The sequence below is a fragment of the Bradyrhizobium sp. NBAIM14 genome, from assembly GCF_020193895.1.
Classification (GTDB): Bacteria; Pseudomonadota; Alphaproteobacteria; order Rhizobiales; family Xanthobacteraceae; genus Bradyrhizobium; species Bradyrhizobium yuanmingense.
In genome coordinates this window covers 483,290-497,342 of sequence record NZ_JADYVQ010000001.1, presented here as the reverse complement: position 1 = coordinate 497,342, position 14,053 = coordinate 483,290, and the positions used below count along the sequence as shown (strand labels likewise).

Annotated in this window: 13 protein-coding genes; 8 read left to right on the top strand and 5 right to left on the bottom strand. The window is 65.3% G+C overall.

Features of this window, described 5'->3' with window-relative positions; translation table 11 throughout:
- The first annotated feature begins 259 nt into the window (after positions 1–259).
- The gene (locus I6F28_RS02220; protein WP_225139187.1) at positions 260–1,147 is read left to right on the top strand and encodes a dienelactone hydrolase family protein; all 888 of its coding nucleotides are present in this window, start codon (positions 260–262) and stop codon (positions 1,145–1,147) included.
- 55 nt (positions 1,148–1,202) lie between these two features.
- Here the strand turns inward: I6F28_RS02220 and I6F28_RS02215 are convergent, their stop codons facing one another.
- Both I6F28_RS02215 and I6F28_RS02210 read right to left on the bottom strand, forming a co-directional pair.
- Positions 1,203–2,471, bottom strand: coding sequence for a serine hydrolase domain-containing protein (locus tag I6F28_RS02215; RefSeq protein WP_225139186.1), 1,269 nt, complete (start codon positions 2,469–2,471; stop codon positions 1,203–1,205).
- Between the two features lie 122 nt (positions 2,472–2,593).
- Positions 2,594–3,442, bottom strand: coding sequence for an SDR family oxidoreductase (locus tag I6F28_RS02210; protein WP_225139185.1), 849 nt, complete (start codon positions 3,440–3,442; stop codon positions 2,594–2,596).
- A gap of 145 nt (positions 3,443–3,587) precedes the next feature.
- On the opposite strand from I6F28_RS02210, the gene I6F28_RS02205 reads away from it, so the two are divergent.
- Positions 3,588–4,343, top strand: coding sequence for an HAD family hydrolase (locus tag I6F28_RS02205; RefSeq protein WP_225139184.1), 756 nt, complete (start codon positions 3,588–3,590; stop codon positions 4,341–4,343).
- 24 nt (positions 4,344–4,367) lie between these two features.
- On the opposite strand, the gene I6F28_RS02200 is transcribed toward I6F28_RS02205, so the two are convergent.
- Complete coding sequence (locus I6F28_RS02200) at positions 4,368–4,775, bottom strand: nuclear transport factor 2 family protein (RefSeq protein ID WP_036007097.1); 408 nt, start codon at positions 4,773–4,775, stop codon at positions 4,368–4,370.
- 95 nt (positions 4,776–4,870) lie between these two features.
- Entirely contained in the window at positions 4,871–6,355 is a 1,485-nt protein-coding gene (locus tag I6F28_RS02195; RefSeq protein WP_225139183.1) for a mannitol dehydrogenase family protein, read from the bottom strand.
- Between the two features lie 143 nt (positions 6,356–6,498).
- Between I6F28_RS02195 and I6F28_RS02190 the strand changes: the two genes are divergently transcribed.
- The 6 genes from I6F28_RS02190 to uxuA all read left to right on the top strand — a co-directional run bounded on the left by I6F28_RS02190 (position 6,499) and on the right by uxuA (position 12,816).
- Positions 6,499–7,311 carry a FadR/GntR family transcriptional regulator gene (locus I6F28_RS02190; RefSeq protein WP_036007117.1) on the top strand — a complete coding sequence of 271 codons (813 nt, stop codon included), beginning with the start codon at positions 6,499–6,501 and terminating at the stop codon, positions 7,309–7,311.
- 82 nt (positions 7,312–7,393) lie between these two features.
- Positions 7,394–8,359, top strand: a complete 966-nt coding sequence (locus I6F28_RS02185) for a sialic acid TRAP transporter substrate-binding protein SiaP (RefSeq protein WP_425248851.1) — start codon at positions 7,394–7,396, stop codon at positions 8,357–8,359.
- A gap of 216 nt (positions 8,360–8,575) precedes the next feature.
- Entirely contained in the window at positions 8,576–9,154 is a 579-nt protein-coding gene (locus tag I6F28_RS02180; protein WP_036007120.1) for a TRAP transporter small permease, read from the top strand.
- A gap of 4 nt (positions 9,155–9,158) precedes the next feature.
- A complete protein-coding gene (locus I6F28_RS02175; protein ID WP_225139181.1) occupies positions 9,159–10,565 on the top strand; it encodes a TRAP transporter large permease in 1,407 nt (468 codons plus the stop codon).
- Positions 10,562–11,611 (top strand): L-idonate 5-dehydrogenase, encoded by a 1,050-nt coding sequence (locus I6F28_RS02170; RefSeq protein WP_225139180.1) that lies wholly within the window; start codon positions 10,562–10,564, stop codon positions 11,609–11,611. The genes I6F28_RS02175 and I6F28_RS02170 overlap by 4 nt, the downstream gene beginning before the upstream one ends.
- A 14-nt stretch (positions 11,612–11,625) precedes the next feature.
- Entirely contained in the window at positions 11,626–12,816 is a 1,191-nt protein-coding gene (gene uxuA / locus I6F28_RS02165) for a mannonate dehydratase (protein ID WP_225123942.1), read from the top strand.
- Positions 12,817–13,064: 248 nt separating this feature from the next.
- Here the strand turns inward: uxuA and I6F28_RS02160 are convergent, their stop codons facing one another.
- Positions 13,065–14,003: a LysR family transcriptional regulator gene (locus I6F28_RS02160; RefSeq protein ID WP_225139179.1), complete on the bottom strand. Its 939-nt coding sequence runs from the start codon at positions 14,001–14,003 to the stop codon at positions 13,065–13,067.
- Positions 14,004–14,053: the final 50 nt, after the last annotated feature.

Genomic DNA, 14,053 nt, shown 5'->3' with positions numbered 1-14,053 from the left:
TGCGCAGCGCCAAGCGGCCTGGCCGGCAGGCAAAGAACCATTCTTTTCGGTTAATGGATGTTGCGGTGCAGTGCAGCCAGACGGTTAAGTCCGGCACACGGCCCACTCTTCGGCGGGCGGCGGACACCGGCGCTCGCTAACGAAGGGATGAAGTGGTGAGCCGCGTGCTCGCAGGCTGGTGACTTGCGTTTATCTGGCAATTACTGGCGAATGCGGCGCCCGAGGGGCATCAGCATGGGAATCAGGAATGGGAAGATCGATGAGCTTTGAAACCACCATGACATCCGACGTCGTTGGACTGACGAAAGTCGCCCCGCTCTCGCGCCGCGGATTCATGAGCGCCACCGCGGCCGTCGCCGCTGGCTACACGCTCGCGGCCGGTCCGGTCCGGGCCGACATCATCACGACGGATACCAGCGGCCTCCAGGCCGGCGATGCCAAGATCAAGGTCGGCTCTGAGGAAATGCCCGCCTATTTCGCCCGCCCGGCCGGCAACGCCAAGGCGCCGGTGATCATCGTGGCGATGGAGATCTTCGGACTGCACGAATACATCCGGGACGTGACGCGACGCCTCGCCAAGCTCGGCGCGTTCGCAGTGGCGCCCGACTATTATTTCCGTAAGGGCATCGACCTGACCAAGGTCACGGATATCAAGGAGCTGCTGCCGGTGGTGAATGCGAAGCCGGACGCGGAGCTGTTGTCGGATCTGGACGCGACGGTGGCTTGGGCAGGATCGCAAGGCGGCGACACGACGAGGCTCGGCATCATCGGCTTCTGCCGGGGTGGCCGCACGGTCTGGGAATATGCCGCTCACAGCGGTGTGCTCAAGGCGGGCGTTGCCTTCTACGGGACCTTGGTCGATCCAGCCAACCCGTTGTGGCCGAAGAGCCCTCTGCAGCTCGCGCCCGAGATGAAGGCGCCGGTGCTCGGCCTCTATGGTGGCGCCGATACCGGCATTCCCGTCGCGCAGGTCGAGCAGATGAAGGCCGCGCTCGAGCAGAGCAAGAAGACGGCCGACTTCAAGATCTACCCCGAAGCGCCGCACGGCTTCCATGCCGACTATCGCGGCAGCTACCGCAAGGACGCCGCGGAAGATGCCTGGAAGCAGGCAGAGGCCTGGTTCAAGAAACACGGCGTGTTGAGCTGACGGTCAATCAAGAGGGCGGCCCAAGTGGCCGCCCTTTCTCTTTCATGTGACGGTCTCACTTCGTCATCGCGCCGTAGACGATGTCCTGGACCTGCTCGCGATAATACTTCCTGAGCTCACCCGGTGCCGCCGTTCCCACCACGACGACGAGACGCTCCTTGGGATCGCAGAAGAACTGCGTCCCGTAGGCTCCGTTCCAGGTGAACTCGCCCGGATTGCCGGGGACCGACGACAATCCTTCGCTGGTCCGGACCGCCACCGAAAGGCCGAAGCCGAAGCCGCCGCGATGCGGCTCGACATTGGCGACGTTGTTCTTGATCTCGGGGCCGAGATGGTTCGCCGTCATGTGACGGACGGTCTTCGGACCGAGGATGCGCTGCCCGTCGAGCTCGCCGCCGTTGAGCAACATCTGTCCGAAGCGGACGTAGTCGCCGACCGTCGCGAAGGAGCAGGCGCCGCCGCAGTCGAACTTGGTTGGAGTGTCCAGGAGCTTGATGGCCTGCGGCTTGCCCGTCAGCGGATCGTTCGGGAAGGGGCGGGCGAGGCGCGGGCGCTGCGCCTCGGTCGGATGGAAAGTCGCATCCTTCATGCCGAGCGGCTGCCAGACATTGGCAGCGAGATAGTCGCCAAGCTTCTGCTCGCTCACCTTCTCGACGACAGCGCCGAGCACATCGATCGAAAAGCCGTATTCGAACGCGGTCGAGGGCTGCTGCGCCAGCGGCAGCTTGGTGATGCGATCGATGAAAGCCTGGGTGTCGCCTTCGATCGCCGGCGCAATGCCATCGGGATATTGCCGCGCCACCGGGCTCGATGAGTCGGGGCGGCCGCCATACATCAACCCCGACGTATGCCGGTAGAGATCGTGGATGAAGATCGGCGAGGTCTGCGGTTCGAGCTTGAGTGATCCGTCCGCCTGAGGCACGCCGACCTTCATGTCGGCGAAGCCCGGATAGTATTCGGACAGCTTGGCCTGGAGCGGCAGCCGACCCTGTTCCATCAGCGTCAGGCCGGCGACCGCGGCCATCGGCTTGGTCATCGAGGCCAGCGCGAAGATCGCATCGAGCGGCATCGGCGTGCCCTTGGCCGGATCGAGCAGGCCATAGGCCTTGTAGTGGACGAGCTTGCCGTCGCGCGCGATGGCGACCACTGCGCCGGGAACGCGCTTGGCCGCGATCTCGCGCGCGAAGAAATTATCGAGGCGTGCAAGGCCTTGCTTCGAAAATCCGACATCGTCGGGATTGGCTTCGGGCAGCGGCGCAGCGCGCGCGGCGCCGAGCGTGACGACAGCAATCGTTGCCGCGATCATGGCGATCGTCTTGTTCATTGCATTCTCCCAAGAGGCGAGCTCGTTGTGCGGTGGCTCGCTCGATGCCTAGATCATGACCGCACAGGGACGAAGTCAAGCGCGGGGGCGGCATGTCTGGGACGCATCGAAGCGCAGGAACCCTAACGTCCTTCGCCTGCGCGCCAGAGAGCGTCGAGGCCGTGCCGATAGGTGGGGCAGGCCAGCGTGACGCCGAGCTCGCGCTTCAGTTTCTCGTTGGAGACGCGGGCGCTGCTGGCATAGAAGCTGCGCGCCATCGCCGACATTTCGGCGGTGGCGAACGCTTCTTCCGGCGGCGGCGCCACGCCCATCAGCTGCGCGGCATAGCCGATCACGTCCTGCGGCGGCGCTGGCTCGTCGTCGCAGACGTTCCAAACGCCGCCGCCCTGGTGATGAATAGCGGCGATGATCGCGCTCGCGATGTCATCGACGTGGATGCGGTTGAACACCTGTCCCGGCTTGATGATGCGCCTCGCCGTTCCCGCGCGCAGTGTCGCCAGCGCGTTGCGGCCGGGACCGTAGATGCCCGCAAGCCGCAGGATCGCGGCATCGCCGCCCGTCGCATCCGTCCAGGCCTGCTCCGCCGCGATCCGCATCCGCGTGCGGTCGAGGATGGCCTGCGGCGGCGTGCTCTCGTCGACCCAGCTGCCTGCGTGATCGCCGTACACCCCGATGGTGGAGAGATAGATGGCCTTGCGGCGGCTTCCCTGCAGCACGCCGCCAAACGCCGCGATCGCGGGATCGCCGGTGCTGCCGGGCGGGATCGACACCAGGAGGACGTCGGCGTCGCGAACCCGTTCAACCGTCTCGGGCGACGGAAGGCTGCCGGAAAACGGATGCACCTCGATCCCGGCGAGGTCATTCCGCTGCGCGGGATCGCGCACGGTGCCGGCGACATGCGAGAAGCTGCCGCCGTGCTTGCGAACGAAATGCCGCGCGCTGTAGCCGAGGCCGAGGATGAAGAGCCGCATGCGTCTCCTGTGCAGATCGAAAGTTCCCGTTCGCGCCGTCGCGCACCGTTCGCTCATAAGAGATTTTTGGGTCCGGCAAAAGATATTGCGATTTTACTCGTCTGTCGCTTCGGGCGATGTTCGCTTGGGACAGGAGGCATCGATCATGCAGGCCGAAGCGTTGGTTCAGGCGCCAGCAGACGCCGCCGAACTGATCCGGGGCGCGGCCGCGCTGATCTTCGACGTCGACGGCACCTTGGCCGAAACCGAGGAGCTGCATCGGCAGGCCTTCAATCTCGCCTTCGCCCGCCTCGGTCTCGACTGGCAGTGGGACCGCGCCGTCTACAAGGACCTGTTGCGGGTGACGGGCGGCAAGGAGCGCATGCGCGCCTACCACGAGAGGCTAGTGACCGCTCCGCCCTTGTCGGACGGGGACATCGCAGAACTTCACCGCATCAAGACCGCGCATTATGCCGAATTTGTCGAGGCCGGCCGCTGTCCCTTGCGGCCAGGCGTGACGGATTTGCTCAGGGCCGCGAAGGAGCGCGGCCAGCGGCTTGCGATTGCGACCACCACATCGCACGGCAATATCGATGCGCTGCTGTCGCAGGCGCTGGGCAAACGCTGGGCCGCGGATTTCGATGCGATCGTCGCCGGCGACGACGTCAGGCACAAGAAGCCGGCGCCCGACGTCTATCTCGAGATTCTGGCGCGGCTGAAGCTCGAGGCATCCGATTGCGTTGCGATTGAGGATTCCGCCAACGGTCTGATCGCGGCCTCGCGCGCCGGCGTCCCGGTTCTGATCACCCGCAGCACGTTCTTCGGGGACGACGACTTCACCGGCGCGCATGTCGTGCTCGACGATCTGTCGGAACTTTCGGCCCGCCAAACAAAAGCTGAAAAACAACCCCATGCACAGTAGATCACGGCGCCGTGATCGCCGTGCTCAGTGGACGCGGTGACTTGCTCTATCGTCCTCGGCCTGCTCGACAATCTGTGCGATCGGACTGGACTGATGATGCACCAGGCGCCAGTCGTCGCCGACGCGGCGAAAATGGTTCGCCGCAGCCAGCGCGGTGCCGTCGACGATCTCGATGCAGAGCACGCGGGCGCTGTCGCCGTCGACGATGGCCTGCGGCTCGGCGCAGACGATCTGCGGCCGCTGCGGGTTTTGCAGGATGTCGCGCCAGCTTCCGATCACGGTGGCGCGGCCGATGATGGCCGGCCAGCCGGGATGGATGCAGGAGATGCCGTCGTCATCCGCCCACATCCGTTCCATGCCGGCGAAGTCGCCGGTCGAGAATGCCGCGTAAAAGGCCGCGTTGGCGGCAATGACCTTGGTGTCGTTTCCCATCGCTCTCGGGTGGGGCAAGGACAGGCAAAAATCAAGCGCGACTTTCCGTCGACTTTGGCCGCAGTGCAGCATTCAGGATGCTGCCCGCGTCGTGGTCACGCTGAAACGTGCGTTGCCACGGCCCGCCGCGCGCCGTCGGCATAGAGGCGGCCGAGCGCCGCGGTGACAGCCTCGCGCAGGCGCGGCTCGGCGCCGAGCGGCCCGAACACCTTCGCCACCCCGAGCAGTGCCGGCGCGAGGCGCTCGGCAACGGGTCCTGCCTCGCGCGCCAGCGCGGCGAACTCGGCGGCGAATGGATCGCGCACGTCGATCGGCCGTCCCTGCTCGTCGACGCCGCTGACGTAGCGGATCCAGCCGGCCACCGCCAGCGCATGCGTTGCGATGGGCAGGCCTCTGGCAAGGCGATCCTGCATCGCGCCGAGCAGCCGCTGCGGCAGCTTTTGCGAGCCGTCCATGGCAATCTGCCAAGTGCGATGGTGCAGCGCCGGATTGGCGAAGCGCTTGAGCAGCGAGGCGCGATAGGCGGCGAGATCCGTGCCTGATGGCATGGTCAGCGTCACCGCGGCCTCTTCCATCACCTGCGCGGCGAGGCGCGCAAAATGCGGATCCTGCATCGTGTCGGCGATGGTCTCGTAGCCGGAGAGATAGCCGAGATAGGCCAGCGCGGAATGGCTGGCGTTGAGCAGCCGCAGCTTCATCAGCTCGAACGGCTTGACGTCGCCGACGAGCTCGATACCCGCTGCGGCAAGGTCCGGCCGGCCCGCGGTGAAGCGGTCCTCGACCACCCATTGCGTGAACGGCTCGGTCATGACAGGCCAAGCGTCGCGCATGCCCAGCGCGGATGCGACCGCATCGCGGTCGGCATCCGTCGTCTCCGGCACGATGCGGTCGACCATAGTCGAGGGGAACGCAACCGTGTCGGCGATCCACTTGCCAAGTTCCCTGGACCGCAGCGCGGCGAACTGCGTGACGATCCGCTGCACGGTGTGGCCGTTGGCGGCGAGGTTGTCGCAGCACAGCACGGTGAAGGGCGAAAGACCCTGCGCCCGCCGGCGTGCCAGCGCGGCGACGATGAAGCCCGGCGCCGAGCGCGGCGCGTCGAAATTGTTGAGGTCGTGCACGACATCAGGATGCCGCTCGTCGAGATCGCCGGTCTGCGGCGTGTGGCAATAGCCCTTCTCGGTCACCGTGAGCGAGACGATGCGGATGGCGGGATCGGCCATCCGCTCGACCAGGGCTGCCGGCTTCTCGCGCGCCACGACGCTGTCGAGCAGGGCGCCGATCACGCGGTGCTCGGTACCTTCGGCGGCGCGCACAGCGACGGTGTAGAGATGGTCCTGCGGGGCGAGGGCGTCGCGCGTCTCCGGGCTGCGCAGGCTCGCGCCGATGATGCCCCAGGACATGCTGCCCCTAGCAAGGCAATCGTCGATGACGACGGCCTGATGGGCACGATGAAACGCCCCGAGCCCGAGATGCACGATGCCGGGCGTGACGCGCGATCGGTCATAGGCCGGACGGCGGATGGCAGGTGCCAGGCGGTCGAGATTGGCGCGACCAAGGCGCATCGAGCTCTGGCGCATGGACGTCTCCCCTTGCTTTGCCGCTGCTTGACATGGCGTCCGTATCAGGTCAATGCTCCGGTCAATTGGTAAGACCAATTCTCCAAAATTGGCGGGTCGCGGGCGCCGGAGGCGCCGCGCGAGACCTTTTCGGGAGGACCAGCGTGCCGCTGGAAGCTGTGGAGGCGAGACGGCTCTATCGCCAGGTCGCCGATCAATTGCGAAGCCTGATCGACAGCGGCGAGTACGCGGTCGGCAGCCGCTTGCCGACCGAGCGCGACCTCGCGGAACAGCTCAAGGTGTCGAGGCCCACGGTGCGCGAAGCCTTGATTGCGCTCGAGGTCGAAGGGCGCCTGCGCATCCGCGTCGGATCCGGCATCTATGTGATCGAGCCCGCCGCCGTGGCCGCGCCGACAGCTACTGCCGTCATCGAAGGCCCGTTCGAACTCTTGCGCGCCCGCGAATTCCTGGAGAGCGCCATCGCCGAACAGGCCGCGCGCGTGGCGACCAAAGATGACATCGACCGCATCGACGCCGCGCTCGTCGCGATGGAGAATGTCGACCATCCTGGCGAAGCCTCGATGGTTCATGACCGCGCCTTCCATATCGCCGTGGCAGGATGTCTCGGCAATGCCGTGCTGGTGCGGGTTGTCGGCGAGTTGTTCGACCAGCGCCTCAATCCCTATTTCGCGCAGCTAGCGCATTATTTCGAGAATCCCACCACGTGGCGAACCGCGCTCGATGAGCACCGAGCCGTGCGCGACGCCATCGCTGCGCGCCGGCCGCTGACGGCCCATGACGCCATGCGCGATCACCTCGCGCATTCGCAGGAGCGCTTTGCACAGAATTTTGGTGCCGAGACATCAGCAGGGGCGCCGGCTGCACGGAGGCGGGCGGCGCCGTCCGGGGTTCAGCCGGCGAAATCAAAACGACCATCGAAGAAACAGGCCAAGAGCGGCAGCTCGCGGCGGCGATGAGATTGGGCGGCCCGCATCCATGCCGGGGCGGGCGAACAAGAAGCAGACTTGAACGATGGAGGAAAAGTCGATGTTAAAGAAGATGACGATTGCAGCAGTGATTTCCGCCGCCACGCTGTTGGCAGCGACCAGCGCCAGCATGGCGCAGACCAAGCTCAAATGGGCCCATGTCTACGAGCCCTCGGAGCCGTTCCACACAGCCTCGGTCTGGGCCGCGCAGGAGATCAATAAGCGCACCAACGGGCGCTACCAGATCGAGGTCTATCCGGCCTCGCAGCTCGGCAAGGAGACCGACATCAACCAGGGCCTCTCGCTCGGTTCGGTCGACATCATCATCTCCGGATCGAGCTTCGCGGCCAAGAGCTTCGCGCCGATCGGCGTAACCTATTATCCCTACACCTTCCGCGATGCCGATCATCTGCTCGCCTACACCAAGAGCGACATCTTCAAGGAGCTCGCCAAGGGCTATGAGGACAAGAGCGGCCACCACATCGTCGCGGTGACCTATTACGGCGTGCGCCAGACCTCGTCCAACAAGCCGATCAAGACCTGCGCGGACATGAAGGGCCTGAAGATCCGCGTGCCCGACGTTCCGGCCTATCTGGCGATGCCGCGGGCCTGCGGCGCCAACACCGCGCCGATCGCGTTCGCCGAGGTCTATCTCGCGCTCCAGAACGGCACCGTCGAGGCGCAGGAAAATCCGCTGACGACGATCGAGGCCAAGAAGTTCTACGAGGTGCAGAAGCACATCGTGCTGACCGGCCACATCGTCGATCACCTCAACACCGTGATCGCCGGCGCGCTGTGGAAGAAGCTGTCCGACGAGGACAAGAAGATCTTCACCGACGTGGCGCAGGAGGCCGCTGCCAAGGCAACGGGCGAGATCAAGCAGAACGAGGCCAAGCTGGTCGCCTTCTTCAAGGACAAGGGGCTGACCGTGACCGAGGTCGACAAGAACGAGTTCCGCGACACCGTGCTGAAGAACGTCGCGTTCGAGACCTTCGGCTACCGCAAGGCGGATTGGGAGAAGATCCAGGCGGTGAAGTGACCGCCGCTTGCCCCGCCATAAGACCCTCATGGTGAGGAGCGCGAAGCGCATCTCGAACCATGAGGGCCCCGGTGTGCCCCGGGGGCATCCTTCGAGACGCTTGCTTCGCAAGCTCCTCAGGATGAGGAGCGGAGCAAGCGTGAGACAGTAGAACAAAGACGTCATTCCGGGTTCTCGCTTCGCGAGCTCCGGAACGACGATTTGGAGAGAGGTAACATGTCCACCGCCGAAATCCACCGGCAGATCACCGCCGACGAGATCGCGCACACCTTCGAGGAGGAGGCGACGCCGAAGGTCGATCTCGGCGTCTACGCCTTCGAGGACTGGGTGGCGCTAGCGATTTTCTGGGTAATGGCGCTCGCCGTCTTCCTGCAGTTCTTCACCCGTTACGTGCTCAACGACAGCTACGCCTGGACCGAGGAGATCGCGACCTATTGCCTGATCGGCGTGGTCTTCATCGGCTCGTCGATGTGCGTACGGCTGTCGCGGCATATCCAGGTCGATCTCGTCTATCGCTACCTGCCGCATGCCGTAGGGCGCGTGCTGTCGACCGCGATCGACCTGATCCGGATCGCCTTCTTCGGCTACGCCATCAAGCTGGTCTGGGTCTACATCAGGATCATCGGCGACGAGCAGATGACCACCATCAATCTTCCCAAGGACTATGTCTATTACGCCGTGCTGCTCGGGTTCGTGCTGATGTTCGCACGCTCCGTGCAGGTGGCGATCCAGAACTGGCGGCAGGGTTACTCGGTCCTCGAACGTCCCGGTGCCTACGACGGATCGGAAGGATAAAACCATGCTGCTGTTGCTCGGAGGCTTTCTCGTTCTCATGCTGCTCGGCGTTCCCGTGGCGATCGCCATGGCCGTGTCGTCGCTGCTCTATATCCTGGTCAGCGGCGTGACGCCCGACGTCACGCTGGCGCAGCGCATGATCGCCGGCGTCGAGAGCTTCCCGCTGCTCGCCGTGCCGTTCTTCATCCTGGCCGGCAATCTCATGAACATCGCCGGCGTCACCGGGCGCATCTACAAATTCGCGGTTGCGCTGGTGGGGTGGATGCGCGGCGGCCTCGGCCACGTCAACATCATCGGCTCGGTGATCTTCTCCGGCATGTCCGGCACCGCGATTGCGGATGCCGCCGGCCTCGGCACCATCGAGATCAAGGCGATGAAGGACCACGGTTACTCCACCGAGTTCTCGGTCGGCGTCACCGCGGCCTCGGCAACGCTCGGACCGATCATTCCGCCGTCGCTGCCGTTCGTGATCTACGGCATGATGGCGAACGTCTCGATCGGCGCGCTGTTCCTGGGCGGCGTCATTCCCGGCGTCGTGCTGACGCTGTTCATGATGGTGACCGTCACCTATTTCGCGCACAAGAACAAATGGGGCAGCGACACGCCGTTCTCTTGGCCGCAGCTCGGCTCGGCCGGGCTCGAGATATTGATCGTGCTGTCGTTCCCGATGGCGATCTGGCTGATGGTGCTGGCCGGCCTTTCGGTCAACACGGCCGTCGTCATCGGCCTCGGCACGCTGCTCCTGATCGACTGGTATTTCGACTTCTCGGCGGTGATGGCGCTGATGGCGCCGGTGATCCTGATCGGCGGCATGACGCTCGGCTGGTTCACGCCGACGGAAGCCGCCGTCGCCGCGGTGATCTGGTCGCTGTTCCTCGGCCTCGTCCGCTACCGCACCATGACGTTCCAGACCGTCGCCAAGGCGACCTTCGACACCATCGAGACCACGGCCTCGGTGCTGTTCATCGTCACCGCGGCCTCGATCTTCGCCTGGCTGCTGACGGTGTCACAGGCGGCGCAGATGCTCTCGGACTGGATGCTCAGCATCACCCAGAACAAATGGGTGTTCCTGGCGCTCGCCAACGTGCTGATCCTGTTCGTGGGATGCTTCATCGACACCACGGCGGCGATCACCATCCTGGTGCCGATCCTGCTCCCGATCGTGCTCAAGCTCGGCATCGACCCCATTCATTTCGGCCTGATCATGACGCTGAACCTGATGATCGGCCTGTTGCATCCGCCGCTTGGCATGGTGCTGTTCGTGCTCGCCCGCGTCGCCAAGCTCTCGGTCGAGCGCACGACGGTGGCGATCCTGCCCTGGCTAGTGCCGCTGATGCTGGCGCTGATCGCGATCACCTTCATTCCCGACCTGACCCTCTGGCTGCCAAAATACATGGGACTCTCCAAATGACCTCGACTGCTCTCGCCGCGACCCTGTTTGGCCCCGAAGACCTGCGCATGATCGAGCATCCGCTCGACAGGCTCGCTGACGGCATGGTGCGCATCCGCTTCGGCGCCGGCGGCATCTGCGGCTCGGACATGCACTATTTCCGTCATGCCCGCACCGGAGACTTCGTGGTGAAGTCGCCGCTGGTGCTGGGCCATGAGATCTCCGGCGAGGTCGTCGAGATCTCCGGCGCGGCTGCGAACCTGAAGGTCGGCGACCGCGTCGCGGTCAACCCGTCGCGCTGGTGCGGCCATTGCGTCGCCTGCCGCGAGGGACGGCCGAACCTGTGCGAGAACATCTATTTCATGGGTTCGGCCTCGAAGACGCCGCACATGCAAGGCGGCTTCGCCAATTACTTCGACGCGATCCCGGCGCAGTGCGTGAAGATTCCCGATCACGTCTCCTACCAGGCGGCGGCACTGGCCGAACCGCTCGCGGTCTGCCTGCACGCGGTCGCGCGCGCCGGCAAGATCGAGGGCAAGCGCGGCATCATCTTCGGTGCCGGCCCGATCGGGCTCTTGACCATGCTCGCGGCGCACCGCGCCGGCATGGCTGACATCACCGTGGCCGACATCGCTCCGGCGCCGCTGGCCTTTGCGACCAAGCTCGGCGCCTCCCATGTCGAGAATGTCTCGGCCGGCGAGGAAGGGTTGAAGGCGCAGGCTGCGTCGCGCCCCTATGACGTCGCGTTCGAGGTCTCGGGCACGGCTGCCGGCCTTGCCAGCGCGATCGGCATCGTCAGGCGCGGCGGCGTCGTGGTGCAGATCGGCAATCTGCCGGGCGGCCAGATCCCGACGCCGTCGAATGCGGTGATGGCGAAGGAGATCGATCTGCGCGGCTCGTTCCGCTTCGGCTTAGAGTTCATGAATGCGGTGGAACTGATCGGCAACGGCAGCGTCGATGTGCTGTCGCTGGTCACCGCCGAGCGGCCGCTCTCGACTGCGCCCGACGCGCTGCGGCTGGCGCTCGACCGTTCGCAGAGCGTCAAGGTCGTGTTGACCGCGAATTGATCCGGGAGAATTCGATGATGCTGGAGGGATGGCGCTGGTACGGGCCGGATGATCCGGTCTCGCTCGATGACGTCAGGCAGGCCGGGGCGAGCCAGATCGTCTCGGCGCTGCATCAGGTGCCGATCGGAGAGGCCTGGACGCGCAAGGCGGTCGAGGAGCGCAAGAACTTCATCGAGAACGGCCAGCCCGGCCGCTCGCAGCTGACCTGGTCGGTGGTGGAATCGATTCCGATCCCTGACGACGTCAAGCGCCTCGGCGGAAAAGCGACCAAGTCGATCGAGGCGTGGATCGCGAGCCTGGAGGCGGTCGCCGCGTCCGGCATCAAGATCATCTGCTATAACTTCATGCCCGTGGTGGACTGGTGCCGCACCGATCTGGAATGGGAGCTGCCGAACGGCGCCCGTGCCATGCGCTTCGACCAGGACCGCTTTGCGGCATTCGAGCTGCACATCCTGAAGCGCCCGGCGGCTGCTCAGGAGTATACCCCCGAGCAGCAGGCGCGCGCTAAAAAGCTGTTCGAGCAGATGAGCCAGGCGGATATCGACTATCTCGTCATGGTCATTGCCAGCGCGCTGCCGGGCTCGACCACCGAGCCGATGACGATCCCGCAATTCCGCGATCGGCTGGACACCTATCGCGACATCACGCCAAAGATATTGCGGCAGCATCTCGCGGAATTCCTCGCGCGCGTAACGCCGGTGGCCGAGCAGCTCGATGTCTCCTTGACGCTGCATCCGGACGATCCGCCGCGGCCGCTGTTCGGCCTGCCGCGCATTGCTTCCAGCGCCGACGATTATCAGGCGCTGTTCGATGCCGTGCCGTCCAAGGCCAACGGCATCTGCTTCTGCACCGGCTCGCTCGGCGTGCGCGCGGAGAACAATCTCCCTGATATGGCCGAGCGCTTCGGCCCGCGCATCGCGTTCGCCCATCTGCGCGCGACGAAGCGCGAGGCGGACGTCCTGTCGTTCTACGAGTCCGACCATCTCGACGGTGACGTCGACATGATCGCGGTGCTCAAGGCGCTGTTGAAGGAGAACGCGCGGCGCGCACCGGACAAGAGAATCGTGTTCCGTCCCGATCACGGCCACCGCATGCTCGACGATCTCGCCGCCACCAAGCGCACCAATCCCGGCTACACCGCGATCGGCCGCCTGCGCGGCCTCGCAGAGTTGCGCGGTGCGATCAGGGCGATCGAGCATCGGTAGCGGGCAAACCTCTCTCCACACTGTCATTGCGAGGAGCTCTTGCGACGAAGCAATCCAGAATCCCTCCGCGGAAAGACTCTGGATTGCTTCGCTGCGCTCGCAATGACGTGGAGGGAGGGGGGGCGACGCCTCCACAGCGTCATGGCCGGGCTTGTCCCGGCCATCCACGCCTTACCACGTGGCACGGCGAACGTGGATGCCCGGGACAAGCCCGGGCATGACGGCTTCTTGTGAAGCTCGCTCCAGGCTCAATAGCACGCCGCCATGGCGCCGAGCTTCGGATAGAGCCGGTCGATCGCGGCGATCTCGCTTTTCATCTGCGCGATGATCCAGTCGCGGATCTCGGCGGCGATCGGGCGCATCGGGCGGTTGCGCGGCGGCAGGAATTCGCAGATGCGGCGCGTGGTGGTGAGCCGGTCGGAGGCCGGCACCAGCGCGCCGGTGAGCAGCCAGTGCGAGGCGACCGTCAGCCAGCCGAGCGCAATGCCCTGGCCGAGCAGCGCGGCCTGCACCACGAAGGCATAGTCGGTGAAGCTCAGCGCCTTGGCCGCGCCGCGGCGGCCGGTGAGGAGCGAAGCGTAATCCGCGGCCCAGTCGCCCGGCGTCTCGGCGAGGCGGATGATGGTGTTGCCCTCGGCGGGATCGGTCTCGCCGAGATAGGTGGGGCTGCACATCGGCAGCATCACTTCCTTCATCACCAGGGTGCCGCCGGAGGGCGGCTCGTCGCGATCGCGGAAGCGCATGCCGAGGTCGACATTCTCCACCGGCCCGCGCAGCGCGCCGGAAATCAACTGGAAGCGCAGATCGACTTGCGGAAACTGCTTCTGCAGCTTGTCGATGCGCGGCATCAGCCAGTGCGTGGTGAAGGCGGAGGAGACCGACAGCGTCACCGTCTCGGTGCCCTTGCGCCGCCGCTCGATCTCGACGAGCCCGCTCTCGATGCTGCGAAAGCCTTCGAGCACGCGGCGATAGAGCAGCTCGCCTTCTTCGGTGAGCACCGCGCGACCCGCCTTGCGATCGAACAGGCGAACGCCGAGATGCTCCTCGAACTGGCCGAGCATCCGGCTCACCGCCGGCTGCGTGACGTTCAGCTCGGCGGCCGCAGCCGTGAAGCTGCCATTGCGCGCCGCCGCGTCGAAGACGAACAGGGCGTTGCTGGACGGCAGCATGCGACGGAGCTCTGGCATAACGTCATGTTATGGGCGCGGTGAGAATTTGGCAATTGCCGGATTTTGCC

Bases quoted from the DNA above. Each gene is read 5' to 3' on its own strand.
- I6F28_RS02220 (WP_225139187.1), top strand. From the start codon at position 260: ATGAGCTTTGAAACCACCATGACATCCGACGTCGTTGGACTGACGAAA.
- I6F28_RS02215 (WP_225139186.1), bottom strand. From the start codon at position 2,471: ATGAACAAGACGATCGCCATGATCGCGGCAACGATTGCTGTCGTCACG.
- I6F28_RS02210 (WP_225139185.1), bottom strand. From the start codon at position 3,442: ATGCGGCTCTTCATCCTCGGCCTCGGCTACAGCGCGCGGCATTTCGTT.
- I6F28_RS02205 (WP_225139184.1), top strand. From the start codon at position 3,588: ATGCAGGCCGAAGCGTTGGTTCAGGCGCCAGCAGACGCCGCCGAACTG.
- I6F28_RS02200 (WP_036007097.1), bottom strand. From the start codon at position 4,775: ATGGGAAACGACACCAAGGTCATTGCCGCCAACGCGGCCTTTTACGCG.
- I6F28_RS02195 (WP_225139183.1), bottom strand. From the start codon at position 6,355: ATGCGCCAGAGCTCGATGCGCCTTGGTCGCGCCAATCTCGACCGCCTG.
- I6F28_RS02185 (WP_425248851.1), top strand. From the start codon at position 7,394: ATGACGATTGCAGCAGTGATTTCCGCCGCCACGCTGTTGGCAGCGACC.
- I6F28_RS02180 (WP_036007120.1), top strand. From the start codon at position 8,576: ATGTCCACCGCCGAAATCCACCGGCAGATCACCGCCGACGAGATCGCG.
- I6F28_RS02175 (WP_225139181.1), top strand. From the start codon at position 9,159: ATGCTGCTGTTGCTCGGAGGCTTTCTCGTTCTCATGCTGCTCGGCGTT.
- I6F28_RS02170 (WP_225139180.1), top strand. From the start codon at position 10,562: ATGACCTCGACTGCTCTCGCCGCGACCCTGTTTGGCCCCGAAGACCTG.
- uxuA (WP_225123942.1), top strand. From the start codon at position 11,626: ATGATGCTGGAGGGATGGCGCTGGTACGGGCCGGATGATCCGGTCTCG.
- I6F28_RS02160 (WP_225139179.1), bottom strand. From the start codon at position 14,003: ATGCCAGAGCTCCGTCGCATGCTGCCGTCCAGCAACGCCCTGTTCGTC.